This window comes from Paenibacillus sp. MT86, from assembly GCF_058792535.1.
Genome location: NZ_CM179499.1, coordinates 1,484,771 through 1,511,620 on the forward strand (window position 1 = coordinate 1,484,771; position 26,850 = coordinate 1,511,620).

Below are 26,850 nucleotides of genomic sequence, written 5' to 3' on the forward strand. Positions count from 1 at the left end.
ACTTGTAATCCGTTGGAAAATAATCTGGGGGGCAACAGGGATCGGAAGAATAATCCGCATGCGTAGTGCTGAAAGGGCTACTGGTTAGAATCCATTTCACAATTCTATTAAATGGTTCATTTTATATAATTCCCCTTTTATATCAATTTATGATAGGATAAACGAGGTAAATAACTAGCTTCTCAGGATTTTCATTTGGAAAGGCGGCATGGATATGAAGAAATTATTTTGCCTCATTCTGGTTATCGTTATGCTGATCCCGGCGAGCATCGTCTCGGCGGCGGGCACAACCACTCAAGCCAAGTCGAAGGACAAACCGATAAATCTTGTTTTTGCAGGTGACATTCTATTAGACGGATACGTGGGAAACCAGATTGATAGATTCGGTAACCTATATCCTTTTAAGAAGGTAGCCCCCATCTTGAAAAAGGCGGATATGGCGTTTGCCAACCTGGAGACGCCGGTTTCCATTCGCGGCAAGGCTGCGGATAAAACCTTTGCTTTCCGTTCGAAGCCGGACACGCTCAAGGGCCTGGTATACGCGGGAATCGACGGCGTCACGCTGGCGAACAACCACATCCTGGACTATGGCCAGCAGGCCATGCTGGACACGATCACGCATCTGAAACGCCAGAAGATCGGGTATACGGGTGCCGGGCGAAATATAGACGAGGCCTTCAAGCCTTACGTGCAGAACATTAACGGGAAGAAAGTCGCGGTGCTGGGCGTCAGCCGGGTGCTGTCGGACAATTCCTGGATTGCGGGCAAGAACCACCCGGGTGCTGCCTCCGCCTACACGATGGAGCCGATGCTGACCCATATCAAAAAATCGGCCAAAACCAACGATTATACGATCGTATACATCCATTGGAACCAGGAATTCGCCGACTATCCGGAAGAATATGCGCGCACGATGGCCAAGAAGATGATTGACGCCGGGGCCGACATCATTATCGGATCGCACAGCCATACGTTGATGGGCATCGAATATTACAAGAACAAGCCGATTTATTATTCGCTCGGCAACTTCGTGTTCAACCGCTCCACCCGGGGCGGGGACAAAACCCTGCTGTCGATGATGGTGCATGTTGAGATTCAGGGCTCCAAGATCACCAGCCGGATTACGCCGGTGAAGATACTTCAGGGCCAGCCGAATCTGATGGACAAGAAGTATAATAAAGAGATCATCGCGAAACTGAACAAACTCTCCTACAATGCAAAAATTGATGCCAACGGCAATGTCAGCAAAAAATAATAGGGAAGCTTGAAAACAACTGCGGCTGTTAGCTGCGGTTGTTTTTTTTGTGCGCTTTTGGAGGCTCACCGTAAAAATAAGTCGGAAACTGGCGACGAGGCGTATGTTTTCATTCCCCGCATTCGACAAAAGCTGCGCTTACGCCGCCCATCCGGAAATTCCTGCCGAAAAAATAAAATAAAATTTTACAAAATGTATTGTATTTTAAAATAAAATTTCAATATGATGAAGGGAAGAAGACGGGTTAATTTCGTTCGTCGGAAGCGGTAAATACGAATCGGCAGCATACTTTTTTGCAGCCCTTCCAGCTAATGACTGAATGTAAAGCCGATACCGGCAGAGTTAACCTCGTCTTAACACAGATTGGAGGTGGAATTAACAAGCGAGCGCTATACTCCCGAGTAGGTCTTACGTTCATGAGCGGACTTACAACCGAGAGGAACCAGAGTCCAAGCATAGAGAAGGAGGAATTCATGTACATGTTAAGGAGCAAAAAGAGAATATCATCGCTGCTCAGCGGTGTGATGTTTCTATCGCTGCTGTTTCCCGCAGGACAAGCTGCTGCCGGCACAGCAGCCGCCGCTGCATCGGTCATTGATATGCGGCAGATGGAGATCGGCCCGGGGGCTACATACACGTGGGCGAATATGCAAAAAGGCAGCGGCGAGCAGAAGGTCCATATGGTGGAATTTGATCCATCGCAAGGAAATCTGGAGCTTCAGCCGGGTCTCACCGATGGCAAGGTATACGGCATGCAGGGAGTCAGCAAAATGGCGTCGGATGCCGATAAGGCAGGCAATCGCGTCATCGCGGCGGTGAACGGAGATTTCTACGATATGTCCACCGGAATTCCGCTCGGATTGTTCATGGGGGACGGAGAGCTGTTGACGGATCCGCCCAGCGGCCGGAACGCCTTTGGCATTAAACAGGACGGAACGAGCCTCTACGGCAGTCCGAAATTAACGAAAAACGTGACGATAGGCGGAACGGTCAGCAGCCTGTCCTCTATCAACCGTCTAAGAGGGACGGACGCACTTGTGCTTTATACCGAAAAATTCAATGCCACCACGATGACCAATAATTTGGGAGACGAAGTGATTCTGGATATTGTGAGCGGCAGGGCCGCCAGCGGAGAGACCTTGACGATGAAGGTGGTCTCGGTTGTTAAGGATCAGGGAAATTCGCCGATCGGCCAAGGTCAAGTGGTTTTGTCCGCATCGGGCTCGCAGCGGAGCAAGCTTGCCGGGCTGAAGGCAGGGGATGAAGTGACGGCGGGTTTTCAGCTGGATAACGAGTGGCAGGACGTCACGATGGCGATTGGCGGTACCGTGATGCTGGTCAAGGATGGGGTCGTGCAGCAGCATACCGATCCGGCTGTACACCCCAGAACGGTGGTGGGAACCAAAGCGGACGGCTCCGTCGTGCTGTTCGAGGTTGATGGCCGCCAGCCGGGGTTCAGTGAAGGGCTTAACTACATCGAGCTTGGCGAAATGCTGCAGGAGCTTGGCGTGGTTAACGCACTGAATCTGGACGGAGGCGGTTCAGCTACCTTCGTTGCCCGCCTGCCGGGAGAAACGGAGCGCAAGGTGCTCAACTCGCCTTCTGACGGCGGGGAACGCAAAACGGCCAACGGCATTTTGCTGGTGAACAAAGCGCCTGAAGGAGCGGCGGATAAACTTGTCGTTGCACCGACGCTGGAAAGAGTGCTGACCGGTTCATCCGCTACCTTCAAAACGGCGGCCGTGGACCAGAATCTGCATCCGGCGAAAATGACGGAGGCCGCGGTTTGGGGCGTTGACCCAGCCTATGGGACGATCGACGCCAGCGGGACGTTTACGGCAGGCAACCAACCTGGATTGACCGAGGTATCCGTACAATCCGGTAATCTGACAGGGAAAGCCGCATTGGAAGTCGTCGATGAGCTGACTGAGCTCAAGTTCTCCGACGCCGTGAAGACCTTCTCCTCCGGCTCGACCGAGACGCTCAAGGTCACGGCGCTTCGCAACGGTCAAGTGGTACAGGCCGACAATAGCCGTTTGGAGTGGCGTACCGAAGGCGATATCGGGACGATTGACGGCAACGGAACGTTTACCGCTACGGACAAGCAGGACGTCAGCGGCAAAATCTTCGTGAAGTACGGTCAAATCGAGACCTCAATCGAAGTGAACGTCGGTCTTCCGCCGGTGATGCTCGAGGATTTCGAGAACGGCCTCAGCCGTTATAAACCAAGCGCCGGTGCGCAGTTCAAGTCGACCCAGGTATCCATTGAAACCGACGAGACCTATATTCGTTCCGGGAATGGCGCCTTGAAGCTGGAGTACGATTTTACCGGAATGACCGGTACCTCCGGTGCTTATCTGCAGACGAACGGCACCGCGGACAATATCGAAATTCCGGGCTATCCGGAGAAAATCAGCATGTGGGTATACGGAGACGGCAACGCGCACTGGCTCCGTGCCCAAATTCGTGACAGCAAGGGTGCGATCCCGCTCAATTTCACCGATCAGACGGTCGGCGTCGATTTCAAGGGATGGAAGTATCTCGAAGCGTCCGTGCCCAAAGGAAGAACCCTTCCGCTGGTGATGGACATGCCGGTTCGATATATGGAAACACAGGCCGCGAAAAAAGACGCCGGTGCCATCTACGTGGACGAAATTCGGGCATTGTACGGTCCTGCCAACGACGATATCGACCCGCCGGTTCTGAAGAAATTCTCCCCGGCCGACGGTGCGGAGATTACAGAGAACACGCCGACCATTACCGTGTATGCCGAGGATGCCGGCTATGATCCGGTCGCACATCCGGGAACGACGCTGATCGATCCGGACAAAATCCGATTCTATCTGGATGGCAGTCTGGTGCAGCATACCCTGTATCCGCCGGAAGGAAGAATCCATTACACGCCGAGCGTCCCGCTCGCCGATGGCGTTCATCAAGCCAAAGTCACCGTCCGTGATCTGTCGGGCAACCAAACGACCGAGGAATGGAACTTCACCGTAAATACCGGTGCAGCCAAGGTGGTGTACGATACGCCGGATACGATCTATGTTGGCGGCAGTTATACGCTGGATATCGGCGGTGTGAAGACATCCCAAATCCGCAGCGGCCATGTCGATTTCCAATTCGATCCCACCAAAGTAGAGAATTTGGAGCTCATACCGGGGGACAAGCTGAGTGCATCCCAGGTTAGCGCAAGCATCGACGGTACAACAGGAAAGGTAAGAGTGACCTGGAAGGACATCCATACCGCATCCCTGCAGGATACGGATTGGATCGGCCAAATCCGGTATGACGTGAAAAAGAACGCAACCGGCAGCAGCATCATAGCGCTCACTTCCGGGGCGGTATCCTTCACCGATACGGGCAATACCGAATTTTCGTTCTATGGTCTTCCGATCGAATCGCAGATCGCAACGCATTATGCGCTGAGCTGGAATGAGGAAGGAATCGTAGAGGGATACGAAACGGTGTTCGAAGTTGCCGATGCCCAAGGGCAGCCTGTGGAAGGCGTACAGATCTTGGCAGACTCGGCAGCGGTGGGAACAACGGATGCAGCGGGTATCCTGAAGACCGGGGCGCTGACGTCCCAGGTCAAGACGTATACCGTGCAGGCCGTCAAAGGCAATCAATACAGTCCGGCATTGGAGTTCAAGGTTTCGCCACTGGCCGGAAGCCCTACTCCTTTCAACATCAGCGTGGGCATGGGAGAAGATCCGGCCACGTCGCGGATGTTGAACTGGCACACGGACCCGGCGACGGAGGGGACCGTCGTGGAACTAGCGAAGCAATCCGAATTCACGGATTTCGATGCGCCGAACGTCCAGAAGTTCAATGGTGCCAGCGAGCTGTACCATACCTTGGATCTCGGGACGGTCCGCGTCCATAAAGCGACGGCGGCCGGTCTTGACCCAGGGACAGAGTATGTGTACCGTGTCGGTGACGGCCAAGGCCATTACAGTGTACAAGGCTCGTTTAAAACGACAGAGCCTGCGGGAGATACAACGAAATTCTTATACTTTGCGGATTCCCAGGCATCCACCGCCAAAGAGTTCGAGCTGTGGGGGAATACGATCGACAAGGCGGCAGCCGAGCATCCGGACGCCGAATTCATGGTCCATGCCGGGGATATGGTGGACAAGGGCTTCCTGGAGGAGCAGTGGAACTATTGGTTCGACGAAGCCCAGAAGCATTTCCTGAATACGACGTTAGTGTCGGCCATCGGCAACCATGAAGTGATGGGGACGAAGGAAAACGGAGACTTCCTGGCTCACTTTAACCAGCCGGGCAATGGCTTGGACAGCCTGAAGGGAACGAACTTCTCTTTTGATTACAAGGACGTTCATTTCATTATGCTGAACAGCGAGTATCAGCTGGAGGAGCAGAAGAAGTGGCTCCAGCAGGATCTGGCTAGCAATGACAAGGATTGGACCATCGCGATGTTCCACCGCGGTCCATACGGCAGCATCTACGATTCCGCCGAGGTACGCAGCCTGTGGGCGCCGGTGCTTGAGGAATTCGGCGTGGATCTCGTGTTAAACGGACATGATCATATTTATATTCGTTCCTACCCGATGATGAACAACCAGATCGCCGCGGACGGGAAGGGCACGACCTACGTCGTGGCGGGATCGTCAGGTCCTAAATTCTACTCCCACACGGAGCGGGGCTGGCATGAGGTGGTCGACGATGAACCAACACAGATGTATGCTTCTATCGAAGTGGAGGGAGACGAGCTTTATTACGTAACCAAAACGGTTAGCGGACGCGTCGTAGACGAGTTTACGTTGGCGAAATCGGATACGAAGCCGGAGCCGCAGCGGATTGAAGTAACTCCAAACCAGCTGACGCTAGCTGTAGGCGAGAGCCAAAAGTTGCTGGCTCAAGTGAAACCACGCAGGGCTGAACAAACCGTTGTATGGTCCGTCTACCATTCCGAACCGTCGGATGACGTCATCAGCCTATCCGCAGACGGCATCGTGACGGCTCAAGGGCTGGGCAATGCCGTCGTCAGAGCGACCAGCACGGCGGCACCGGACGTTTATACAGACGTGAGTATTACGGTAGACCGAATCCCGAACGGCAGCATCGAATCGATCCTCTTAAGCGGCAAATCCGAGCTGAAGGTCGGGGATACCGATAAGACGGTAACCGAGGCGGTATATACCGACGGCAGCCGTATCCGTTTAATCGAAGGCATCACCTATGCGAGCAGTAAGCCGGACGTAGCTTCCATTGATGAACAGGGCTCGGTGCGGGCTTTGGCAGAAGGGGCAACCGTTATTTCGGCAACCTATGAAGGGTTTAAGTCGGAATATGATTTGAAGGTGATCACCCGTGGTGGAGGGAATCCCGATCCGGGACCGGAGCCGCCGGTAGACCCGCCCGTGCAGCCGCCGGTAACGCCACCGGTTACGCCTCCCGTGACACAGCCGTCATCAGGCAGCATCACCTTATCCGCCAACGAGCTTGCAGCTAAACTGTCGAACGGGCAAGTGACCTTGTCGGTAGATGGAAACTTTACGGATATCACGCTGCCAGGGAATGCAGCAGACATCCTCAAGGATGGTTCGATCCATCTTGAAGGGAAGAATTTGTCCCTAACGATCCCGGCCGAAGTGCTTCGCCAGCTTGGCGGCCTTGCAGATGCCGGCCAGCTTGAGAAGGGCACGATAAAACTGAGTGCCGCCACATTAACGGAGGCCGAGATGAAGCAGCGGATCGCGCAAGCTGCCCGCGTCTCCGGCGCTAAGCTGACAGCAGCCGGAGCCATGCTGGAGTTCGAGCTTAAACTGACGACAGCGGACGGCAAAGTCCACGGCTTAACCGAATTCGATCATCCGATCATGCTGGAACTGCCGGTATCTTCAGATGCTCATGGCAAAAGAATTTCCATGTACTATGTATCCGGCAGCGGAGAGCTGGAGTATATAGGCGGTGTAAACAAAGACGGCCGCATGGCCGCGGGAATCCGCCATTTCAGTGCTTACGGTTTGCTGGATTACGAGAAAACCTTTGCGGATGTGCCATCCTCGTTCTGGGCAGCGGAGGTGATCGGAGATTTGGCTGCGAAGCAGCTCATCGAAGGCGTCAGCGCGGACCGCTTCGCACCGGCGCAGCAGGTGACCCGGGCCGAGTTTGCCGCGATGCTGGTTCGTCTGCTGGATCTTAAGGCAGAAGGACCTGCGCCGTTCGCCGATGTAGCTTCAGGCAAATGGTACGCCGAGGCCGTGTCGGCGGCCGCCCAGTCCGGCATCGTGAACGGAACGGCCAAAGACCGTTTTGCACCGGACGCCCCGATCAAACGCCAAGAAATGGCGGCGATGCTGGTGCGCGCTTATGCCCACGCGATGAAACAACAGCAGGAGAACATCAGCGCGGGAAGCGGATTTGCCGATCTCGCCGAGTCTCCGGACTGGGTTCGCGAAGCGGTAGAAACCGCGCATGCCCTCGGATTTGTTCAGGGCCATGCGCCGAGCCGTTTTGCACCGGAAGGTTTGACCACGCGTGCGGAAAGCGCGCAGGTCATCCATAATCTGTTGAATAAGCTGAAGTAAAGCTTAGGCGAATATCGCCTCTCTCCACTGTAGAACTTCGCAGAGGAGAGAGGCTTTTTTTAGGTTAAAGTATGGCGGAAGTTCCGATATAATGATATACAAGGTCAATGAACGAACGTCAGCCGAAGTTACACCTATTGAGTAACCGGAAAGGGGGAAGAGGATGACGGAATACGCGAATACGCCGAAGCCGCCTTATTATGCCTGCATTTTTGTGTCCAAACGAACGGAGGGCGACCGGGGTTACGGAGCGATGTCCGATAAAATGGCGGAGCTCGCTGCGCAGCAGCCCGGCTATCTCGGGGTGGAATCCGCTCGGGACGAGGGTCTCGGGATCACGGTTTCGTATTGGGACTCCCTGGAGTCCATACGTTTATGGAAGGAGAACGCGGCTCATCAGGTAGCCCAGGAACGGGGCAAGAACGAGTGGTATGAAAGCTTTGGCTTGCGAATTTGCAAGGTGGAGCGGGACAGCTTCTATAAGCTTTAGGCAAGGCCAGATCATAGAGAGGAAGAGGAGGAGTTTTATGGTGCAGAATCCGGGCAAGGTCAAATGGGGAATTATGGGGACGGGATGGATTGCGGAGCAGTTTGCAGCCGATTTGGCATATGTGGACAACGCTCAGTTTCTGGCGGTCGGTTCCCGTACGGCCAGCAGTGCAGGCGAGTTTGCGTCGAAATACGATATACCGCGGGCGTATGGCAGCTACGAGGAGCTCGTGTCGGATCCGGATGTCGACGTTGTGTACATAGCGACTCCGCATCCGATGCACAGGGACCATGCGCTGATGTGTCTCCAAGCAGGCAAATCCGTTCTGTGCGAAAAGCCCTTTACGATCAACGGGGATGAGCTGGAGGAGTTAGTCGCAGCAGCACGGGAGCATAAGCTGTTCCTGATGGAGGCCATGTGGACGCGTTTCCTTCCGCCGATCCGGCAGGTGCGCGAATGGCTGAAGGACGGTCTTATCGGCGACGTCCGGCTGGTGAAGGCCGATTTCGGTTTCCGGAGCGGCTGGAATCCGCAGGGCCGTTTGCTGAATTTGGAGCTCGGCGGGGGCGCGCTGCTGGATGCGGGCATTTATCCGGTGTCGTTTGCGGCCATGATCTTTGGAGCCGAGCCCGAGAAGATTTGGAGCACGGCGCATATCGGCGAGACGGGCGTAGATGAGCAGTTCTCCGTTATTCTATCCTATGAATCAGGCAAGACGGCATCGTTAAACGGGGCGATCCGGCTGGGATTGACGAATGAAGCTTATATTTATGGCACCAACGGGCATATCCACATTCCGTCCTTCTTGAACGCGACATCCGCTGCGCTTCATGTCGATGGCGAGGAACCGGTGGTTGTGACGGATGACCGACAAGAGAAGGGATATAGCTTCGAGGCTTACGAAGTGGGACGCTGCCTGCTGGAAGGGCGGCTCGAGAGCGATGTGATGACGCTGGACGAATCGCTTGCGATTATGAGGCTGCTGGATCGGATCCGGGGGCAGTGGGGATTGAAGTATCCTTCGGAAGGTTAAGCCGTGACGCTTATGATCGGGCTTCTTGAGTATACGAAATAAAAGAATGGTTTGAAGCAGCCAATACGGGCTTTGCCTCGTATTGGCTTTTTTTGGTCATTGTACGTCATGCGGACTAAAATTCCTGCCGGAGATTTAAAATTATATTTTACAAAAACTATTGAAATTTGAAATAAAATTTCAATATGATAGTGATAGAGATGAACACAGGTACAACAGCATGACGTCATCTACTTCAGTCGCATGATCGGAGGTGAGCGGCAGCGATTTCGCTGGAAATCGGGCTTCGGTTCGGATAGCAAGCACTCATACCAAAGGGAGTGAATTGATGAATGATAACCAAAAGGCGTGTCTATCGAAGCAGTAAGTCCATTCTGTCCATGACGCTGGCATTCGCCGTGATGCTCAGCTCGGCCGTGTCTGTTTGGGGCAGTTCCGTTGAAACGAACGCAAGCGCAGGACAGCCGGAAGCTGTGGTGCTGGAGGATTTCGAATCGGTAACGAATTTATTTGCGTCTTCCGTTAGGGGGAAGGCCCAGCTGGATTTGGCGGGGAGGCCGGAGCCGATTTATTACGGACATCACGCTGCAGCCTTAAGCTATGATTTTGTGGGCAGCGAATCCGGCACCTCGGCGGCTTATCTCAATTTCAGAGACCCGGATGGATCAACAGGCAGGAGCGTTCCCGGATCACCGAAGGCACTCGGCTTGTGGGTTTACGGCGACGGCGGCAACCACTGGCTCCGTGCACAGCTTCAGGATTCTTCCGGCGGCAAGCATACCGTTGATTTTACAGCCACCTCCGGGCTTAACTGGAAGGGCTGGAAATACGTCAAATTAAACATTCCCTCTACCATTCAGGCTCCTCTCAAAGTGAATCAAATCTACGTAGCCGAATTAAAAGACACGAATAAAAACAAAGGTGCCTTATACTTCGACAGGCTGTCCGCCTTCTATACGGCTTCTCCGGTATATGGGCTCGACATCGGCGGACTGACGCCTATGGGCGTCGGTGAAGCGGTCAAACCGCAAGTGTATGCAACCTATGAAGGACAGTCGGAGCCAACGTTGCTGACATCCGGCGTGAAACTGACCAGCAGCGACGAATCCGTTGCCACCGTGACAGGCGCTACATACGACACCATTGAAGCATTGGCACCGGGAACGGTGACCATCACGGCCGAGTACGGCGATGCGCCAAAAGCCCAGCTGGAGCTGCATGTGGCGGCGGATGCCCCGGCTCCCCATGAATTGCTGTTGTCCGGGCCGCTTCATATGGAGACTAGCGTTACCGACAACATGAGAACCAGCGTGGTTTACTCCGTCTACGGAAACCAGACGGATCCGGTGTGGATGACCGAAGGCATTAGCTATACAAGCGATCAGCCTGGCGTTGTATCGGTCGATCAAGCGGGTCGACTGACCGCGGTTTCCGAAGGGACGGCTGCCATTACGGCGTCTTACCGGGGAGCATCCGCCCATCATACCATTACCGTGACGGATCCGGTTCCTGTTTTGCAAAGCATTAAACTTCAGGGGCTTACGTCCGTGACGGTTGGAGATTCTTTTGAAACGGTAGTATCCGCCACATACTCATGGATGGCTGAACCGCTAACCATAGAGGAAGGCGTTACGTTTACCAGCAGCAACCCGGACGTCGCTTCGGTTTCTGATCAAGGGGTGGTGAGCGGTTTGAAGGTAGGCTCCGCTAGAATAACAGCCGCGTTCCAAGGAAAGACCGATTCGCTCTATATCACCGTGAATGAAGCTTCCCGGCATCCGAAAAGCGAGATGCGGGCGGCATGGATCGCCACCGTCGATAATATCGACTGGCCGGCTAAAGGGGTTACCGATCCGGAGCAGCAGAAGCAGCAATTCATTCAGCTGCTCGATCAGCTGGAGGATGCCGGAATGAACGCGGTCATCATGCAGATCAAACCGACGGCGGATGCTTTTTACTCGTCCCAATACGGACCTTGGTCCGAGTGGCTGACAGGTGAACAAGGCAAGGATCCGGGTTACGATCCGCTGGCATTCCTGCTCGAGGAAGTGCATAAGCGAAACATGGAGTTCCACGCCTGGTTCAATCCGTATCGCATCAGCCTGCAGGGAGACATCAACAAACTGGTGGCGGATCACCCGGCCAGACAGCATCCCGAATGGGTCGAGGAATACGGCGGCAAGCTGTATTTCAATCCAGGGGTGCCGGAGGCGCAGCAGTTCATCATTGACGGCATCATGGAGGTCGTTCGGAATTACGATATCGACGCCGTGCATTTTGACGATTATTTCTACCCGTATCCCGTAACGGGCGTGGATTTCCCGGATACGGATACGTTTAATCAGTACAAGGGCTCCTTTACGAACAAGAGCGATTGGAGAAGAAATAACGTCAATACCTTCATTCAAAACGTGAAGGAAGCCATCAAGGCGGAGAAGAGCTACGTGAAATTCGGCATCAGCCCGTTTGGTATTTGGAAAAACAAATCCAGCGATCCGTCCGGCTCCGAAACGACGGGACTCGAGAGTTATCATGCGATTTACGCGGATTCGAAGAAATGGGTCGAAGAAGAGTGGATCGACTATATTACGCCGCAGATTTATTGGAACATCGGGTACTCCGCAGCGGCTTACGATAAGCTGATCGATTGGTGGAGCGGGATCGTGTCCGGCAAGAACGTTCATCTGTACAGCGGACAAGCCGTATATAGAATCGGGTCGAATGCCGACTGGTCCAATCCCGACGAAATGCCGAACCAGATCCAATACAATCGAAACTTCGAGGAAGTTCGGGGCAGCATGTATTTCAGCTCCAAATGGTTTAAGGACAACGCGCTTGGATTTACGGACAGACTGAAAAACGATTTGTACCGATACCCGGCGCTCATCCCGGCCATGCCTTGGATTGAATCGGAGGCACCGGCTGCGACCAAGAAGCCAAAGGCCGACCAAGTACAGGAAGGCGTGAAGCTCAGCTGGTCTTCGTCTGACGACGAGACGTATTACGCGGTTTATCGCTTTAACGGTCGGGAAACCGGCAGCGTTCAGGAACCGGCGAATTTAATAGGGACTTTCAGGAAAAACGCCGGAATGACGCAGTTCTTTGTTGATCGTACCGTTGTAAAGGGACAAACCTACACGTATGTGGTGACGGCTGTCGATCGTTTGCATAACGAGAGCGCCCCGAGCCCTTCCGTAACGATTAAAGCGGGGGACCACGGCCAGCCGCCGGTTGACCCGCCGGGGAATCCGAACCCGCCGGTCACTCCGCCTGGGAAACCGAATCCACCGGTAACACCGCCGGTGACTCCACCCGTAACGCCTCCGGTGACACCGCCGGTCAACCCGCCGTCGCCGCCGAAACCTCCGGTGTTCCGCGATGTGGACGGCGTTGGCTGGGCGAAAGCGGCGATTGAGGAACTGGCGGCGCTTGGCATCGTAGAGGGGGTGGGACAGGATTCGTTCCGGCCGATGAAATCGGTGACAAGAGCCGAATTCCTGGCCATGCTTGTCCGGGCTTTCCAGCTGACGGGGGCGGCCGACCTGGAATTTACCGACGTGAAGCCGACCGATTGGCATTATACCGTCATTGCATCTGCGGTAGATGCCGGCCTAGCTCAAGGAATCGGTGGCGGCAAATTCGATCCGAACCGGCCGATCACCCGCCAGGAAATGGCGATCATGAGCGCCAACGCGCTGACATTATTCACCGATATGAAGGCAGAGGATGAGAACGGCACCTTGGCGAAGTTTAAAGACGGCAGCAGCATTGCAGGCTATGCAAGGAACGCGGTTGCCCTCTTGGCCGAGAAGGGCGTGATACAAGGCACCGGCAATGACCGGTTTATGCCGAAAGGAATCGCCAATCGCGCTCAGGCAGCGGTCATCATCCACAACCTGTTGAAATTGTAGAACCTGTAAAAAAGGGACATCCTTAGGCATAATGCCTTAGGACGTCCCTTTTGCTGCTTGTTCCAATCGACATGCTCCATGGTACAATAGAGGCATTATGTCTTGGAGTGTGGTGCATGGTCAAAAAATTAGGAATGGCACTTGTCTACGTTGCCGTGGGTGGTCTTATTTACTATCAAGGCGAGTTCATATTGGCATGGATTCGATCGACAGACAGCATCATGCTGATCATGCTCGTAGCTGTCGCCATGGCTCTGTTCCCGGTGATCCCTTATCCCGTTGTCGGCGGCGTAATCGGGGCGGCCCTGGGTCCGGTTATCGGCGGGATGGTTACTTGGGTCGGCTCCACAGCTGCTTCCATCCTGATGTTCATGTTCATCCGCTACGGTTATCAGGAATGGGGCAACCGGGCGCTTCACCGTTACAACAGCCTGGGAAAAGTGACCACGATGTTTGAACGGAACGCCTTTTTGACCATCCTGTTTACCCGGTTGATCCCGTTTATTCCTTCCATTGTCATCAATGTGTACGCAGCGCTCAGCAAGGTAACGTTCGTATCGTACAGCTTGGCGTCCGCATTGGGCAAAATTCCCGCCATGCTGCTGTTCTCGATGGTAGGAGACAATTTGATGTCCAATCCTTCCCATATCCTAATAACCGTAGGCGTATATGGCGTATTTCTTGCCGTAACCCTTCTGGTTTACCGCTTGTCGGGCTTTGGCCGTTCGGGAAGAACGGAGGCCAAACGCTTATAGGCGTTCGATCGATGAGGTGGGACCGCTTCGCTCCGGAGGTGCTAAGGTCTCGCCTTTTTTCTGTTGGAACCATGCCCGTACGGCCTCGATCTCTTGCTGTTCCATTCCGCTTAAACTCTCGTTGATTTCGCTGAATATCATCTTCACTTGAAGGGACAGAAGCCCCTTTCTACGCTGCCTGCGGGTACCGCTGACCTCCATGGCAATGATCTGCGGCCGGCGTATGTACCTGGTGGACATTGCTATGAAGCGGCTGCGGATCGTAAGCTGTTTACCCGTGACGTTCAGTCCGGAATCCCGGTGCGACAGAAGTCCCCAGGCCAACGAGAGCGGAAGCAGCAGGAGCGATAATAAACCGAGCCTGTCAAAATACCAAATGCCTGCGGCGCTGACCGCTGCGGCAAAAGCCAGCTTCCAGCGGACGTACATCCATCTGGCGCGGGGCGGCGGCGAAGCCGAAATGGCCTGAGCGCTGAATTGAGGCGTAACCCGCTTCAGCAGCGCCGGGATATCCCCGGTCTTCAGCAGAGGATGCAGCATGAAATGCTTCTCGGACTCTGACGTAAGCACATGAACCTTCACTTCGGCGTAACCGAACCATCGCCGGAATACGCCTTCCTTTACGGTTATGGCCAATACGCGTTCCGGGGAGAAGAGCAGTCTTTTTCTCTCCAGCAGGCCGCAGCTGACCGAGATTTGTTTCCCGAAACGCTCGACGGTAAATCCGGCATATTTGATCGTGTAGAGCACGGCCGAGAGCAGCCAGGACACGATGAGCGCCAATGCCGCGATGCTGATCCAGCTACCGGGCAGCAGCTTCCCAGCCGATTGAAACAGCGATTGGTACATCCGATCCGGAAGCAGGTCATCGGCAAAAGACACGATACCGCCCACAAAGGCTAAAGCCAATGACAGATTGGGCGAGGATAGAGCGGCAATGAGCAGACGGCCCGAGGATAGCTGGAGCAGCGTGCTGCGTTCTTCCTCGGCCGGGATGGGAGGGCTTGCCTTCTCTCCGCCGGCGGCGGTGGATTCGGAATCCATCAACTGAACGCTCTCGAAGTCCCGGTTATGATACGACGGGTGGTGAACGGATTCATAAGCCTCCGGGGTCCCCGGAGAAGGAAGGGACGGTCTCTCCGTCTCTGAGAAAAGGCTCTGACCGGATCGGCCGGAGTTTTCCGCAGCTGGGTGAACCTCCCGATCCGCCTGCCTGGTTTGGGTTTGCTCGCGCAGCCAGCGCTGCAGCCGTTCGCCTTCGCTATTGGTGACGGCCGGAAGGATGCCGCCGCCGCCTTCCTTTTTGCCCGGCGTTTCGATGCGGACCTGGGTAAGCCCCAATAAACGCTGCAGCAAGGGCTGCTCCATATTCATGGAATGGATGCGGCCCGTATAGATGGACAATTCCTCCCGGAACAGCACGCCGCGGCGGATGAGGATTTTGTCTTCTTCCAGCGTATAGACGAAGCGTTTCCACTTCAGATACCCGTACAGGAGCAGAAGGGAGACCAGGATGACGATGGCGGCGGACAGCCAATACCAAGGGATGTCGCGCAGCGATTTTCCGTTAAGGAATTTGATGGATACCAGGGCTGCGATCGGAATGAGCGATTTTACGCTGCCTACGAGCGGAAACAGGATGAACAGCCGGTGCAGCCTTGTCGGTTCATTCATCATGATCCACCACTCTGGCCAGCTCGCCGATCTGTTTCTTTAGTTCCTCCGCTTCTTCCAGCTTGAGCGCTTGAATGACATGGGTCGTTGCCGCCGTGACCACCTTGACCTTGGCTAAGCCGTATTTGCGAAGAAGCGGCCCCCGTTCCAGCTCGACATGCTGGACCCGCGTCATGGGAACGAGGGTGTCGCTGAGCCAGATCCAGCCGGAGCGAAGCTCCAATTCCTCCTCGCTGACTTTAAAGCCGAATTGTTTGTAAGTGAAAGAGGGCACGGCCCAAGTAAACCAGGCTCCGAGAACCAGGAGTCCGATGGTGATCCACCCGGGAATGAGGGTCCATCCGAGTATAGCCGCGATGATCAGATAAGCTGCTGCAGCGAGCATAATAATTCCGTCCGTGATGAAGCCCGTTATGCGGGAGATCGTGACGGAGTCCGGGTGGCACTTGCGCATGGCGTCAAGCCGATGGTCCATATGTAGGTTCCTCCTTGATGTTAAAGATTCGATCATTCCTTACCTATATGTATGTCTACGTTGCTTGGGAAAACCGCGTTTCATTCCGCCCCTGTTTGCTTGCCGTGCTTATCATTGTAGCATAACAGATTAACGATCATCTGAACCCGACCTAACGGTTGCATGAACACATCCCGATTCTGTTAAGCTTGAGTTAAGAAAGCTGATGAAATGATCGAGAACGAAAGGATGGCTGATCATGAAAATAGACCGGCTGTTAGCCATAACCGTCCTGCTTCTTAACCGTGGGAGACTGAGCGCCAAAGAGCTGGCGGATCGGTTCGAGGTATCCAGCAAGACAATATACCGAGATATGGATACGCTGTGCCAAGCCGGCATTCCGATTGTTGCCCACCAGGGGATCACCGGCGGATTTGAGATCATGGAGCATTATATGATCGATAAGTACTGGCTGTCCGCCGAGGAGATGAGCACCTTGGTTACAGCCGTTAAGGGGCTGAGCAGCGCACTGGAGGATCCGCAGATGGGCATGCTGCTGGAGAAGATCAAAGCGCTGCTGCGCAGGGTAGAGCAGGGACTTGGCGATGAATATCGGAAGGAGCCCGTAGTCATGGACTTTCAGCCTTGGGGACAGCGTCAGGGACTGAAACCCGCCGTGGGCTTGCTCAAACAAGCCATTCATGACAAGCGCAGGGTGCAGATGGAATATATCGATGCGGAAGGCAGCGCGGAGCGAAGAATCATTGAACCGGCATCCTTGTTTCTGAAGGGCAATGTCTGGTATGTGCAGGCCTTTTGCCTGGAGCGGGAAGATTTTCGCCTCTTCCGGTTGTCGCGCATGCAGGATATCAAGATGCTGAGCGAAGCGTATGAGCCAAGGCCATGGCCCGGCAAGGAACGTTTGGAATGGGATTCCTCCTGGTCCAATGCTCGGGAGCAGGAGACCGTGCTGCTATTCGAGGCTGCCGCGCGTCAGCGGGTGGCGGATATGTTTCCGCCGGAACAAGTGACCGTCAACCCGGACGGATCTTTGCGCGTTCATGTGTTATACAAGCTGGACGAGTGGTTTTACGGCATGATTCTGAGCTTCGGAGATCAAGTGCTGGTTGAGCTTCCGGGCGAAGCAGCCGAGGAAGTGAAGCGAAGGGCGAAACGGATGCTGCTGCGTTACGATAACCCGGACAGATAGATGTCCACGTTACCTCTTTAGAATAGAGATATATTCATCTCAAGGAGGAAACAACTATGAGTCATAGTCAACAGCAGAATCAAAGTGAACGATGGATCGAAACTAGACCCGCCATGTCCATTCAGGGCGTAGGCGTCCGAACGACAAACGAAGCGGAGGCAGGACCGCAAGGCAAAATACCGCAGTTATGGGATCGGTATTTCCAAAGCGGCTTGCAGGCACGACTATCTGATAAGGATCAAGCCATCTATGCGTTGTACACGGATTACGAAAGCGACGCATCCGGGTCGTACACCTTAATAATCGGCAACAGGATAGATGAAGACGTGGCTGCCGAAACCTCCAGTGAACTTCAGCAAGCCTCCGTCCCTGCATCCAGGTATTTGGTATTCCGGACAAGACGCGGCCCCTTAATGGAGATCGTGCCTGAGGTATGGCATGAAATTTGGAGCTACTTCGACCAAGCGGCGGAAAAAAGAACCTATACGGGCGATTACGAACGCTATGACATGCAGCAGTTTGATCCTGCGAATACTGTGGTGAACTATATATCGCAATTGAATAGCCGCGAAGCAGCGGAAGACCGGTTCGGGTGCCTGGAGCTGATAAGACGATCCAAAGGGACTACGATCCGATCCGGGACAACCGATGGTTGTCAACATCAAATAGAGGGTGTCTCAAAAGATCCTGGATCTTGCGAGATGCCCTTCTTGCTGTTTGAAGATACCCCGCGTTTTTTGACCATCGTCATGAAGGAGGTGCCGCCCTTATCGAACGATGCAGCCTCCGAGAAGCCAAGCTTGGCATACAGGCGAATGGCTCGTTCGTTGAATCGGGCTACAGTCAGCCGAAACGATTTGCGTTGGTGAAGTTCTCCCATGGATGCCAGCACGCAGGAGAGGAACTTGTGTCCCAAGCCTTTTCCCGTCAGCTCCGGTTTCATGCCGAGTCCGATATCGAGCAGATCCTCATCGTATGCCCCTAACGGGATCGCAATCGGTATTTGGGCTGATGAACCCGTGCAGCAAAAACCGATCAATTGCTGCTCATCGTCCAGTATGGCGTAATACGAACATTCCAGAAGCTCTCTTCGAAACTCCTCATCCTGTCCGCTGTCGTAGAAGTCATAGGGAGGCTCATAGTTCCAAGACATGATTTGATCGGCAAACGCCTCCGTCATGGCAGTGATATGATAAGTCATTAATCTCATCCTTTATGTCTATTGATATCGTTTCTTCATCGTTTATTTCTGCACGATCAGCACAAAAACCTCCTCTTCCATATTCGCAGCGGGCCTGATCGGCCTAACTGCCATGGAAGAGAAGGTTTCATTCAACCCATTATTTAAACCCGGTCAACGCCGATCCCGATTTCATGAAATACTTCTGTCCGAAGAAATAGATCAGGATCATGGGAATCGCCATGATGGTGGATGCCGCCATCAGTTTCTCCCACTGTGCCCCGTGGTCCTGCTGAAAGCTTTGCAGGCCGACGGTGATGGTCCATTTGGCCGAATCGTTCAGATAGATGAGCGGTCCCATGAAATCCACGTACGACCACACAAAAGAGAATAAAGCAACGGTGGCCAGTGCCGGCTTCAGGATCGGCATAATGATCTTGATATAGATCCGCAGCTCCGAAGCCCCGTCGATCTTTGCTGCCTCGGACAATTCGGTCGGCACGCCAAGCAGAAACTGCCGAAGCAAAAAGATGAAGAACGGCGCCCCGAAGAATGCGCCGATGGTAAGCGGCATGATCGTATTGACCCAGCCGAGCTTGGTGAAGATGATGTACTGCGGAATCATCTGCACTTGAGCCGGCAGAATCATGGTCGCCACGACGATGGTAAAGATGATGTTCCGGCCCCTCCAGGGGATGCGGGAAATCGAGTAGGCTACCAGCGGTGCAGAGAATAGCTGGCCGATGATATTCACCATACAAATCAGAAACGTGTTCATCATGTAGCGGGTAAACGGAATGGCAGAAAGCGCCTCTTTATAATTGGACCACTGGAACGTCTCCGGGAAAATGCTCGGCGGGAACTCGAGTATCTCCTCCGGCGTTTTCAGCGAGGTCATCACCAGCCATACAAATGGAAACAGGAAGATCACAGCGAATAGAAGAAGGACTACATGCGGCAAGATAACCCGCAACCTGACAGCCATGTTACTCACCTCCGTAATAGACCCAGCGGCCCGACGTTTTTAACAGGATGAACGTAATCAGCAGCACGATGATGAACAGAATCCAGGCGAGCGCCGAGGCATAACCCATCTTCAGAAAGACAAAGGCTTCCTGATACAAATTGACCGCATAGAACAGCAGCGATTGCTCCGGCCCGCCCAATGAGCCGCTTCCATCCACCTTGCCGCCAGCCAAAATATACGATTCCGTAAAGATTTGAAAGGCGCCGATCAGCCCCATGATGAGCTGAAAAAGAATGATGGGGGACAGGGCAGGGACCGTGATCTTCCAGAAGCGGTACCACCAGTTCGCTCCGTCCACCTGAGCCGCTTCATAATATTGCCTCGGCACGCCCTGAAGGGCGGCCAGGAAGATTAAAGCGCCCGCACCAGAGCCCCACAGGCTCATCAGGATAAGAGACGGCTTCGTATAACGGGGATCCAGCAGCCACGCCGGGTCTGCTAAACCCAGGGTGCGAAGTGCCAAGTTAACCAACCCGAAGTCGGGGTTCAGCATCCATGTCCACAATAGAGCGCTTGCAACGATCGGTATGACGGACGGAAGGTAGAAGATGGTGCGGTAATAATTGATCCCCTTTACTTTGAAATTGAGCATCACGGCAATCAGCAGTGAGACGGCCAGCGTGATCGGCACGGATATGAACGCCATGAAAAAGGTGTTACCGAGCGACTTATAGAAGCGGTCATCCGCGAGGATTAACTCGTAATTCTGCAGCCCCACCCACTGGGGAGGGCTGAATAAATCGTATTCGGTCAGACTCAGATAGAGCGAACCGAAGAACGGATAGACGGTAAAAGCCAGAAACCCGATGATCCAAGGAGAGGCGAACGCCAGGCCAAGATACACATAATGACGCTCCTTCCTGGACCAGCCTGATACGGGCTTTCGTTGATTTGCTGTGGAGACTCTCATCTTCGCGATTCTCCTTCCGCTTTAAGTATTTAGTAACGCAGCCCTGCCCAAACCAACGCTGCATTGGACAGAGCCTGCTTGGTTCGTCATTTCACCAGCGGCTGAATCTTGGCCTTCACCTTCTCCAAGCCTTCCTCCATGCTGACGGTGCCTCGGAGAATAGCGTCATATTGCGCGCTGAACTCCGTCATGTACTCGTTCGCGTAGGAAGAAGCCGGGAAGGACTTCAGGTTTTCGCTCCCCGAATAGTCGAGGAATTCCTTAAACCCTGGCACATCCTCGTAGAGCGGGTTGGAGAAGGCCGAATTTCGCGTCGGGAGATTCCCGAGGGCAGCCGTAAACTCGGCCATTTGCTCCGGCTCGGTCATCCATTTGATGAATTTCCAGGAAGCGTCCGGGTTTTTGACGCCTTTCGGAATATAGAATACGCTGGTGGTTACATTTCCGGAGTTTTTAAGTTCCGGGTTGCTCTCATCATAAGGAATGGGAGCTATGCCGTAGTTCAGATCAGGCGAGTATTGCTTGATGAAGGTGGGCAGCCATTCTCCGTCAATCGTCATCGCATATTTGCCCGAGAAGAACGGATTCTGTGCCGACATGTATTGGCCGAGCCCGGAGGAGAATCGGTCCAGATTATCGGAACCGTATTGATCCCAGATCTCCTTCGAGAGCTTGATGGCCGATTGGATCCCTGGATGATCCGGCGTCACCTGCTGCGTTGCTTCATCATAAAACGATCCGTTAAAGGCATAACTGAACGTATACGCATCCATGCCCGGCCACAATCCAAGCCGCTGGAGGCGGCCGTCATCCTGAGCGACGCTCAGCTTCTTGATATACTCTTTCAAATCGCTTATCGTTTCCGGCGGACCGTCATAACCGGCTTCCTGCAAAATATCCTTGTTGTAGAACAGCATGGACACGTGCATGGCCGTCGGGATTGCATACGTCTTGCCTTCATGCTGGGAAGTGCTTAGGGCAGCCGGCACGAAGTCCTTAAGATCGACGCCGTCCTTCGCTATATAATCATCCAGCGGCATCATGGCGCCACGGAGTCCCCACGGCACGACATTTTGTCCGAATTGGGATGCGATGTCCGGAGGATTGCCCCCGGTGATCGCGGTAAGCTGTTTCTGGTAATCGCTTTGGGATAAGCCCTTCACTTGAATGTCGGGATTGGCGCTGTTCCACTTGGCAATCAACGCTTCCAACGCCTCCGCTTCGGGTCCGGTCCATCCGTACCAGAAGTCGAGCGTTACGGCATCCTGGGCAGGCGGATTATCGGATGGCTCGTCACCAGCATCACTGCCTGCTTGGGGCGCATTACCGCCCGAGCATCCTGTTACGATAGAGAATAATAGAATAAGGCTCCAGATCCATGATTTCTTCTTCATTCCTCTTCCTCCCCTTGAGCAATCGTGTACAATCGTGCAACGTCATTCATTGAAGTTCTATCAATTCCCTCCCCAACACAGTTGACTAAACAACCGGCCCTGATCCAGTTATTTGTAAGAATTATGGATATCGTAGCATGTAAAAAAATCATTTCATTTCACTATCGTGTTCAAAAATAGGATTATCGTATGGCATTGAACACTCTATTTCATCGCTTGCTTACGAAAGTCGGTGGGAGAGATGCCCGTATACTTTTTGAAGATTCTGCAAAAATAGGAGAGTTCATTAAATCCGGTGGAGTAGCAAACATCCGTTACGGATAACTCCGGCTGCTTCAGCATCATCATGGCCTGCAGAATCCGCAGGTCGGTGAGATAACGGTTGAATGTTTTGCCTGTCCATTCTTTGAAGAGGATGCAGAACGTGGACCTTGATAAATTCGATAGGCTGCATAGATCATTCAAATTCATATCTTCCTGGTAGTGGTTATGGATGTGATCAACGACTCTTGTCATGATTTCCCGGTATTTCTCCGATTTCTCGAATCCTTCACGCAGCAGCTCGCCGTTAACCTGCCGTGCCAGAATCGAGAGAAGCACAAGCAGCTTGGCTTTGAGCGAGATTTGAAAAAAAGGGGTGCGTCTCTCGTATTCGATCAGCATATCCTTCAGGACATTTCGGACCGTTACGTCGGTAACGCTGTCCAGCGTGATTTGGGATTGGGCATTCGTTTCCTTGCGCAGAAAGTATTCCAGAAAGGCCACATCGAAAAAGGCATGGTCTGTCGGCTGTTCCTGAAATCTCTCGTTCACGAAGGAGGGCATGAATTCGCATCCGTAAATTTCGATGTCCTCTTCGGGTGAAATGCTTACGCTGTGCAGGGTAAATGGAGGAATAACAAAAATATCGCCTTTGCGTATCTCGTATACCTGTTGTTGGACGGTGTGCAGGAAAGCGCCTTTTGCCACGTACCATATCTGAAAATAATCATGGCAATGCGTCCATAGGCTCTGCTGATAGGTCAATTTATACATTTTGCATGGAAGACCTTCCAACATCTCCATCTTTGAGTTAAAATAAACGACACCTGATCCCGTTAGTTCTTCAATATCGACCTGACTCCAATAAATACTCAAATTTTTCCCCTCCCCTATGATTTTCCTTAGTTTAAGAAAACGCTTTCATTTTAAGTGGCAGCCATTTTCTTAAACATGATTATCCCTAAAACATCCGGATCGTGTACAGAATTCCTCTTCCTCCCTAAGAAATATAGGTTACATTATCAGCCTATTTCATAGGGGAACGTGGGGTTGTTTATGAAAATCGTATATTTGGACGGCTTGAGAGGGTTTGCTGCCTTGATCGTGGTGGTATCTCATTTTTTTCAAGTGTTTGCACCGTCGGTTTTTGAGGGGAGGAAGGAGATCGAGCATTTCGCTTTCGAGGGGATCGCCGCGCGAACGCCGTTCAATCTGCTGTTTAACGGCAACTTCTCCGTCTGTCTGTTTTTTGTGCTCAGCGGATATGTGCTCAGCTATCGTTTTTTTGGAACCGGGGACAGGTTCATCGTTTATTCTTCCGCGATCCGCCGCTATTTCCGTCTGGCCGTGCCGGCCTTGGCATCCGTTTTCCTTGCTTATCTGATCCTCGTATTGGATCTCGGAGCTTACGACAATATACGCGGGATGACGTTATCTTCGATGCCCGATCCGTTTGCCGCGGACGCCAATCTGCTGGTTATGCTGAAGGAAAGCTTGTTCCATACCTTTTTCACCTATGGCTCACAGTACAATCCCGTGCTGTGGACGATGACGTACGAGCTGTTCGGTTCGTTCATGATCTTTGTTTTTCTGATTGTTTGCGGCCGCCATCGGATTCGTTATGCCGTGTATGCAATCCTCATCTGTTTATTCATCGATTCCTACTATTTGGGATTCGTCCTGGGCATGCTGTTAAGCGATGTAAAGAACAACGGGAGGGAGCGGCCGGCACTTATCCATCGGTCCTGGATCCAGCTTCTGCTGCTCTGCGCCGGTATTTACTTAGGCTCCTATCCTTACATTGCACCGCAAGGAACGGTATATTCGGTCCTCCAATGGGGGGCTCCCAATTTCGATTTTTTTGTGTTTTATCATGTAATCGGATCATTCCTGATCCTAACGGTGCTGCTGCATTCGAGCCGAATGCAGTCGATATTCAGCCATCGTTTTTTTGCTTATTTGGGTAAAATCTCGTTCTCGCTGTACCTCGTGCACTTTACGGTGATTTGCTCGTTCGGAAGCTATGTCTTTCTGCAACTCAGCCCGTTTCTGGGCTATGGTCTCCGCGTGCTGCTTACCACGATTCTCACGTTTGCGGTTATCGCCGCGGTGGCCCATTGGTTTTACCGGCTCGTGGATGCCCGGATTCTGCTCTGGTTATCCAGGTGGAACAAAGCGTTATTCGCGTCTGGGAAGCTGAGAGGACGCAAGGGCCAAATACAGACGGAACAGACCATAAAGGCCGACTAGATACAGATTCGGTTACCTCCATCTTGTGAGCGAACAATGAAACGCAAAAAAACCTTCTCTTCCGGGTTACCGGCCGGGCTTACGCCCGGTCCATGCCGAGAAAGAGAAGGTTTTCTTTTTGTCAACGTATCCTTTAGGATCCGCTCGCATGGGTCTGCACCACATGCTGCCTGCGATAGGCGCCCGGCGTCATGCCGACGGCCTTCTTGAACGTCCGGTTGAAGGAGGTGATGTTGAGATAGCCGACGCGCTGGCTGATCTCATTGACGGTCAGGTCGGTGCACGCCAGCAGCTCCTTCGCTTTGTTCATGCGGATGCCGAGGAGGTGATCGCTGAAGTTGAGACCGGTCTTCTCCTTGATATAAACGGAGAGGTAGGCGCTCGACAGGTTCAGCTTGGCTGACAGATAGTCCAGGGACAGATCATCGGCATACTGGTTATGGACAATGTTCATGAACATGGCGATAAGCGGCTCTTCCCCGGTATCCTTTTTCTTGCGGATGAGGGCACAGGAGGCTTCGACGAGCTGACGGAATACCCCCTGGTAATCGGTTAAACAATGGCATTCTGCCAATCTTGCGCTCCACTGCTTTAAGGATTGGACAGATGTTTTGTCAATCTGGGCCATCTCCATATAACTTAGAATTTTGGAAGCCACGGAATCGGCGAAGAAACGGAATTGCGCGATGCCGGCCTCCTTGCGCTGCATGGCTTCAAGCGCTTGGTCGATGATCTGCAGGGAGCGGCCATGGCTGCCGGATTGCAGCGCGTCGAGCAGTCCTTTTTCCTGCGGTGGGCTCAGGTTGACGGTGGTAGGGAGTACCCGCTGCATGGTCACGATCTGCGATTCCTCGAGCAGCGGAGCCTGGGCAGTCAATCCTTTGACCTGATGGTAGGCTTGATTGAATTCGGACGAATCGCTTACCTGGGAGCTGACCGCAATCGTGACCAGGAACAATTCCTTCTCCTCGTTCAGCATTTCCTTGATCTCCAGCAGCAATTCCTCCAGGCGGGCGGCTTCCTCCCGTTTGAAGATGGAGACGATCTCGTTCTTCTCGATCTGGAACGTATGGGAGCCCGGATAGCGTTCGGCCGTGATCAGATGAATATGCTCCAGCATATGGCGGACGGCCTGATCGGTTTGGAGGGGAAGCTCATAGACCGGATTCATCCGGAACCGGATATGGTACAGAACCACGATGAAGCTTCCGTCATCCGACAGGAAATCCTCCCATTCGCTGATATCGGTATTAATGCTTTTCAACTGACTAATATAAGAGTAACTGGTCAGGACGGACTTGTGTTTGTTCATGCGGTCCCGAATCTCTTCCTTCTCCCGGAACAGCTCCTGAATGCGGTTCTGGATCAGGTCGTATTCCGTGACGCTGCCTGTTTCCGGCATCGCAGAGCTGCTGGCTCTGTTCAGCACGGTTGTCAGGATCTGCTTCACCGGCTTATGCAGCCGTCGGCTGAGGAAATAGGATGCAGCAAGTGCTACCCCGAGCGATAGGCAGAAAATAAGCAGCAAACCGCCGGTTAACCGGCTCAGCTGGGAAGAGACATGGCTGTAAGGTACGGCCGAAACATAGGTCAATCCGTCGGATCCGGCTTCCGCAAAATAGTAGGTTCCATCCTTCAGCACGGCTTTTTGACCGGCCTCGAACGGCGGCAGCTGATCCTGGTCCATGGAGCCCAGCGTGTACAGCACTTGCCCTTCGGCATTCAGAATGGCAAGCGCGCGATCGTTCGACTCGCCGAAGAAGGATTGGGCGGCCTTATCGATATCGATGAGGGCAATGACCTCATATGGACTGTCCGGCTGCTTGTAAACAAAAGGCATCAGCGTTTTCTCGGACAAATCGTTGTTGATCCGATAGGTTGACGCAGGGAGGAGCTTGAAGGATTCCGGATCGCCCGTATAACCGTTCCAGAACGAATAAGGGTACATCGGACTCGTATAGGAACGATTGAACATATAGGCAGCATCGCCGCTCCCGGATTTGCTGAGCACAAAATCAAACTCGCGAAGATAAATCAGGGTGTCCTCCAGAAAGAACAGCGGGTTATAGATATCGCTCCGCATCTGCATCATCACATCTCGGGCCTTCAAGTAATTGACTTCGTTTCCGGTCTGGTGGCGAAGCTGATTATTGAAGCCGATTAATTCGGACTGGTTATATATATCGAACATTAATACCTGCAGCCTGCTGAATTGGTTGTTGAACCGTTCTGCCGTATCGTGAACCGACCGTTGGCTGTTATCGATGATTTCTTTTTGCAGGCTGGTCTTGAAGAGCTGGAAGATCACCGCATAGAACAATCCGAATAACACGATGATGGCCAGAAAGCTCAGAAAAATTTTAAAGAATACACTGTGGCTTTTATGCCGGATCCAATTCACAGTCTTCCCCCCTTTGTATTTTTCTGACGTTCCAGGTTTCATAACATTATATAGGACAAGTATTAAGGAATGTGCCCGAATCGTGTTAATC

General features: G+C 53.2%; 16 protein-coding genes and 1 pseudogene. 9 read left to right on the plus strand and 8 right to left on the minus strand.

The annotated features are described in order from the left end of the window. The first annotated feature begins 214 nt into the window (after positions 1–214). From AC3RCL_RS06380 to AC3RCL_RS06405, 6 genes are all read left to right on the plus strand, one after another. Entirely contained in the window at positions 215–1,255 is a 1,041-nt protein-coding gene (locus tag AC3RCL_RS06380; RefSeq protein WP_213580452.1) for a CapA family protein, read from the plus strand. Between the two features lie 479 nt (positions 1,256–1,734). Beyond that, positions 1,735–7,809, plus strand: a complete 6,075-nt coding sequence (locus AC3RCL_RS06385) for a phosphodiester glycosidase family protein (protein WP_492534941.1) — start codon at positions 1,735–1,737, stop codon at positions 7,807–7,809. A 163-nt stretch (positions 7,810–7,972) separates the two neighbouring features. Then, the gene (locus AC3RCL_RS06390) at positions 7,973–8,299 is read left to right on the plus strand and encodes an antibiotic biosynthesis monooxygenase family protein (protein WP_096775216.1); all 327 of its coding nucleotides are present in this window, start codon (positions 7,973–7,975) and stop codon (positions 8,297–8,299) included. A gap of 37 nt (positions 8,300–8,336) precedes the next feature. Then, entirely contained in the window at positions 8,337–9,332 is a 996-nt protein-coding gene (locus AC3RCL_RS06395) for a Gfo/Idh/MocA family protein (protein ID WP_492534943.1), read from the plus strand. A 332-nt stretch (positions 9,333–9,664) separates the two neighbouring features. Then, the gene (locus AC3RCL_RS06400) at positions 9,665–13,243 is read left to right on the plus strand and encodes a family 10 glycosylhydrolase (protein ID WP_492534945.1); all 3,579 of its coding nucleotides are present in this window, start codon (positions 9,665–9,667) and stop codon (positions 13,241–13,243) included. Between the two features lie 116 nt (positions 13,244–13,359). Continuing rightward, positions 13,360–13,998, plus strand: a complete 639-nt coding sequence (locus AC3RCL_RS06405; RefSeq protein ID WP_492534947.1) for a TVP38/TMEM64 family protein — start codon at positions 13,360–13,362, stop codon at positions 13,996–13,998. Here AC3RCL_RS06405 and AC3RCL_RS06410 read toward each other — a convergent pair. Both AC3RCL_RS06410 and AC3RCL_RS06415 read right to left on the minus strand, forming a co-directional pair. Then, on the minus strand, positions 13,993–15,672 hold the full coding sequence (locus tag AC3RCL_RS06410) for a PH domain-containing protein (RefSeq protein ID WP_492536276.1): 1,680 nt from the start codon (positions 15,670–15,672) through the stop codon (positions 13,993–13,995). The two genes, AC3RCL_RS06405 and AC3RCL_RS06410, sit on opposite strands and share 6 nt — an antisense overlap. Further along, on the minus strand, positions 15,665–16,147 hold the full coding sequence (locus AC3RCL_RS06415) for a PH domain-containing protein (RefSeq protein ID WP_009595380.1): 483 nt from the start codon (positions 16,145–16,147) through the stop codon (positions 15,665–15,667). Before AC3RCL_RS06415 ends, AC3RCL_RS06410 begins: the two co-directional genes overlap by 8 nt. Positions 16,148–16,385: 238 nt before the next feature. On the opposite strand from AC3RCL_RS06415, the gene AC3RCL_RS06420 reads away from it, so the two are divergent. Beyond that, complete coding sequence (locus AC3RCL_RS06420) at positions 16,386–17,336, plus strand: helix-turn-helix transcriptional regulator (RefSeq protein WP_492534950.1); 951 nt, start codon at positions 16,386–16,388, stop codon at positions 17,334–17,336. Positions 17,337–17,449: 113 nt separating this feature from the next. Next, positions 17,450–17,827: pseudogene (locus AC3RCL_RS06425) on the plus strand (GyrI-like domain-containing protein); the annotation flags it as partial. A 170-nt stretch (positions 17,828–17,997) separates the two neighbouring features. On the opposite strand, the gene AC3RCL_RS06430 reads toward AC3RCL_RS06425, so the two are convergent. The 5 genes from AC3RCL_RS06430 to AC3RCL_RS06450 form a co-directional block, all read right to left on the minus strand. Then, positions 17,998–18,537 (minus strand): GNAT family N-acetyltransferase, encoded by a 540-nt coding sequence (locus AC3RCL_RS06430; protein WP_492534952.1) that lies wholly within the window; start codon positions 18,535–18,537, stop codon positions 17,998–18,000. Between the two features lie 139 nt (positions 18,538–18,676). Beyond that, a complete protein-coding gene (locus AC3RCL_RS06435; protein WP_090910644.1) occupies positions 18,677–19,501 on the minus strand; it encodes a carbohydrate ABC transporter permease in 825 nt (274 codons plus the stop codon). Position 19,502: 1 nt separating this feature from the next. After that, complete coding sequence (locus tag AC3RCL_RS06440) at positions 19,503–20,453, minus strand: carbohydrate ABC transporter permease (RefSeq protein ID WP_492534954.1); 951 nt, start codon at positions 20,451–20,453, stop codon at positions 19,503–19,505. An 86-nt stretch (positions 20,454–20,539) separates the two neighbouring features. Beyond that, the gene (locus AC3RCL_RS06445) at positions 20,540–21,847 is read right to left on the minus strand and encodes an ABC transporter substrate-binding protein (RefSeq protein WP_492534956.1); all 1,308 of its coding nucleotides are present in this window, start codon (positions 21,845–21,847) and stop codon (positions 20,540–20,542) included. Between the two features lie 204 nt (positions 21,848–22,051). Then, positions 22,052–22,984 carry an AraC family transcriptional regulator gene (locus AC3RCL_RS06450; protein ID WP_340964462.1) on the minus strand — a complete coding sequence of 311 codons (933 nt, stop codon included), beginning with the start codon at positions 22,982–22,984 and terminating at the stop codon, positions 22,052–22,054. A gap of 180 nt (positions 22,985–23,164) precedes the next feature. On the opposite strand from AC3RCL_RS06450, the gene AC3RCL_RS06455 reads away from it, so the two are divergent. After that, positions 23,165–24,358 carry an acyltransferase family protein gene (locus AC3RCL_RS06455; protein WP_492536278.1) on the plus strand — a complete coding sequence of 398 codons (1,194 nt, stop codon included), beginning with the start codon at positions 23,165–23,167 and terminating at the stop codon, positions 24,356–24,358. Positions 24,359–24,491: 133 nt separating this feature from the next. On the opposite strand, the gene AC3RCL_RS06460 is transcribed toward AC3RCL_RS06455, so the two are convergent. Further along, on the minus strand, positions 24,492–26,759 hold the full coding sequence (locus tag AC3RCL_RS06460; RefSeq protein ID WP_492534958.1) for a helix-turn-helix domain-containing protein: 2,268 nt from the start codon (positions 26,757–26,759) through the stop codon (positions 24,492–24,494). Positions 26,760–26,850: the final 91 nt, after the last annotated feature.

Excerpts from the sequence above, each read along its gene's own strand:
- AC3RCL_RS06380 (WP_213580452.1), top strand. The coding sequence starts at position 215 with ATGAAGAAATTATTTTGCCTCATTCTGGTTATCGTTATGCTGATCCCG.
- AC3RCL_RS06400 (WP_492534945.1), top strand. The coding sequence starts at position 9,665 with ATGATAACCAAAAGGCGTGTCTATCGAAGCAGTAAGTCCATTCTGTCC.
- AC3RCL_RS06410 (WP_492536276.1), bottom strand. The coding sequence starts at position 15,672 with ATGAATGAACCGACAAGGCTGCACCGGCTGTTCATCCTGTTTCCGCTC.
- AC3RCL_RS06415 (WP_009595380.1), bottom strand. The coding sequence starts at position 16,147 with ATGGACCATCGGCTTGACGCCATGCGCAAGTGCCACCCGGACTCCGTC.
- AC3RCL_RS06440 (WP_492534954.1), bottom strand. The coding sequence starts at position 20,453 with ATGAGAGTCTCCACAGCAAATCAACGAAAGCCCGTATCAGGCTGGTCC.
- AC3RCL_RS06385 (WP_492534941.1), top strand. The coding sequence starts at position 1,735 with ATGTTAAGGAGCAAAAAGAGAATATCATCGCTGCTCAGCGGTGTGATG.
- AC3RCL_RS06405 (WP_492534947.1), top strand. The coding sequence starts at position 13,360 with ATGGTCAAAAAATTAGGAATGGCACTTGTCTACGTTGCCGTGGGTGGT.
- AC3RCL_RS06455 (WP_492536278.1), top strand. The coding sequence starts at position 23,165 with ATGAAAATCGTATATTTGGACGGCTTGAGAGGGTTTGCTGCCTTGATC.
- AC3RCL_RS06420 (WP_492534950.1), top strand. The coding sequence starts at position 16,386 with ATGAAAATAGACCGGCTGTTAGCCATAACCGTCCTGCTTCTTAACCGT.
- AC3RCL_RS06435 (WP_090910644.1), bottom strand. The coding sequence starts at position 19,501 with ATGGCTGTCAGGTTGCGGGTTATCTTGCCGCATGTAGTCCTTCTTCTA.
- AC3RCL_RS06390 (WP_096775216.1), top strand. The coding sequence starts at position 7,973 with ATGACGGAATACGCGAATACGCCGAAGCCGCCTTATTATGCCTGCATT.
- AC3RCL_RS06395 (WP_492534943.1), top strand. The coding sequence starts at position 8,337 with ATGGTGCAGAATCCGGGCAAGGTCAAATGGGGAATTATGGGGACGGGA.
- AC3RCL_RS06445 (WP_492534956.1), bottom strand. The coding sequence starts at position 21,847 with ATGAAGAAGAAATCATGGATCTGGAGCCTTATTCTATTATTCTCTATC.
- AC3RCL_RS06430 (WP_492534952.1), bottom strand. The coding sequence starts at position 18,537 with ATGACTTATCATATCACTGCCATGACGGAGGCGTTTGCCGATCAAATC.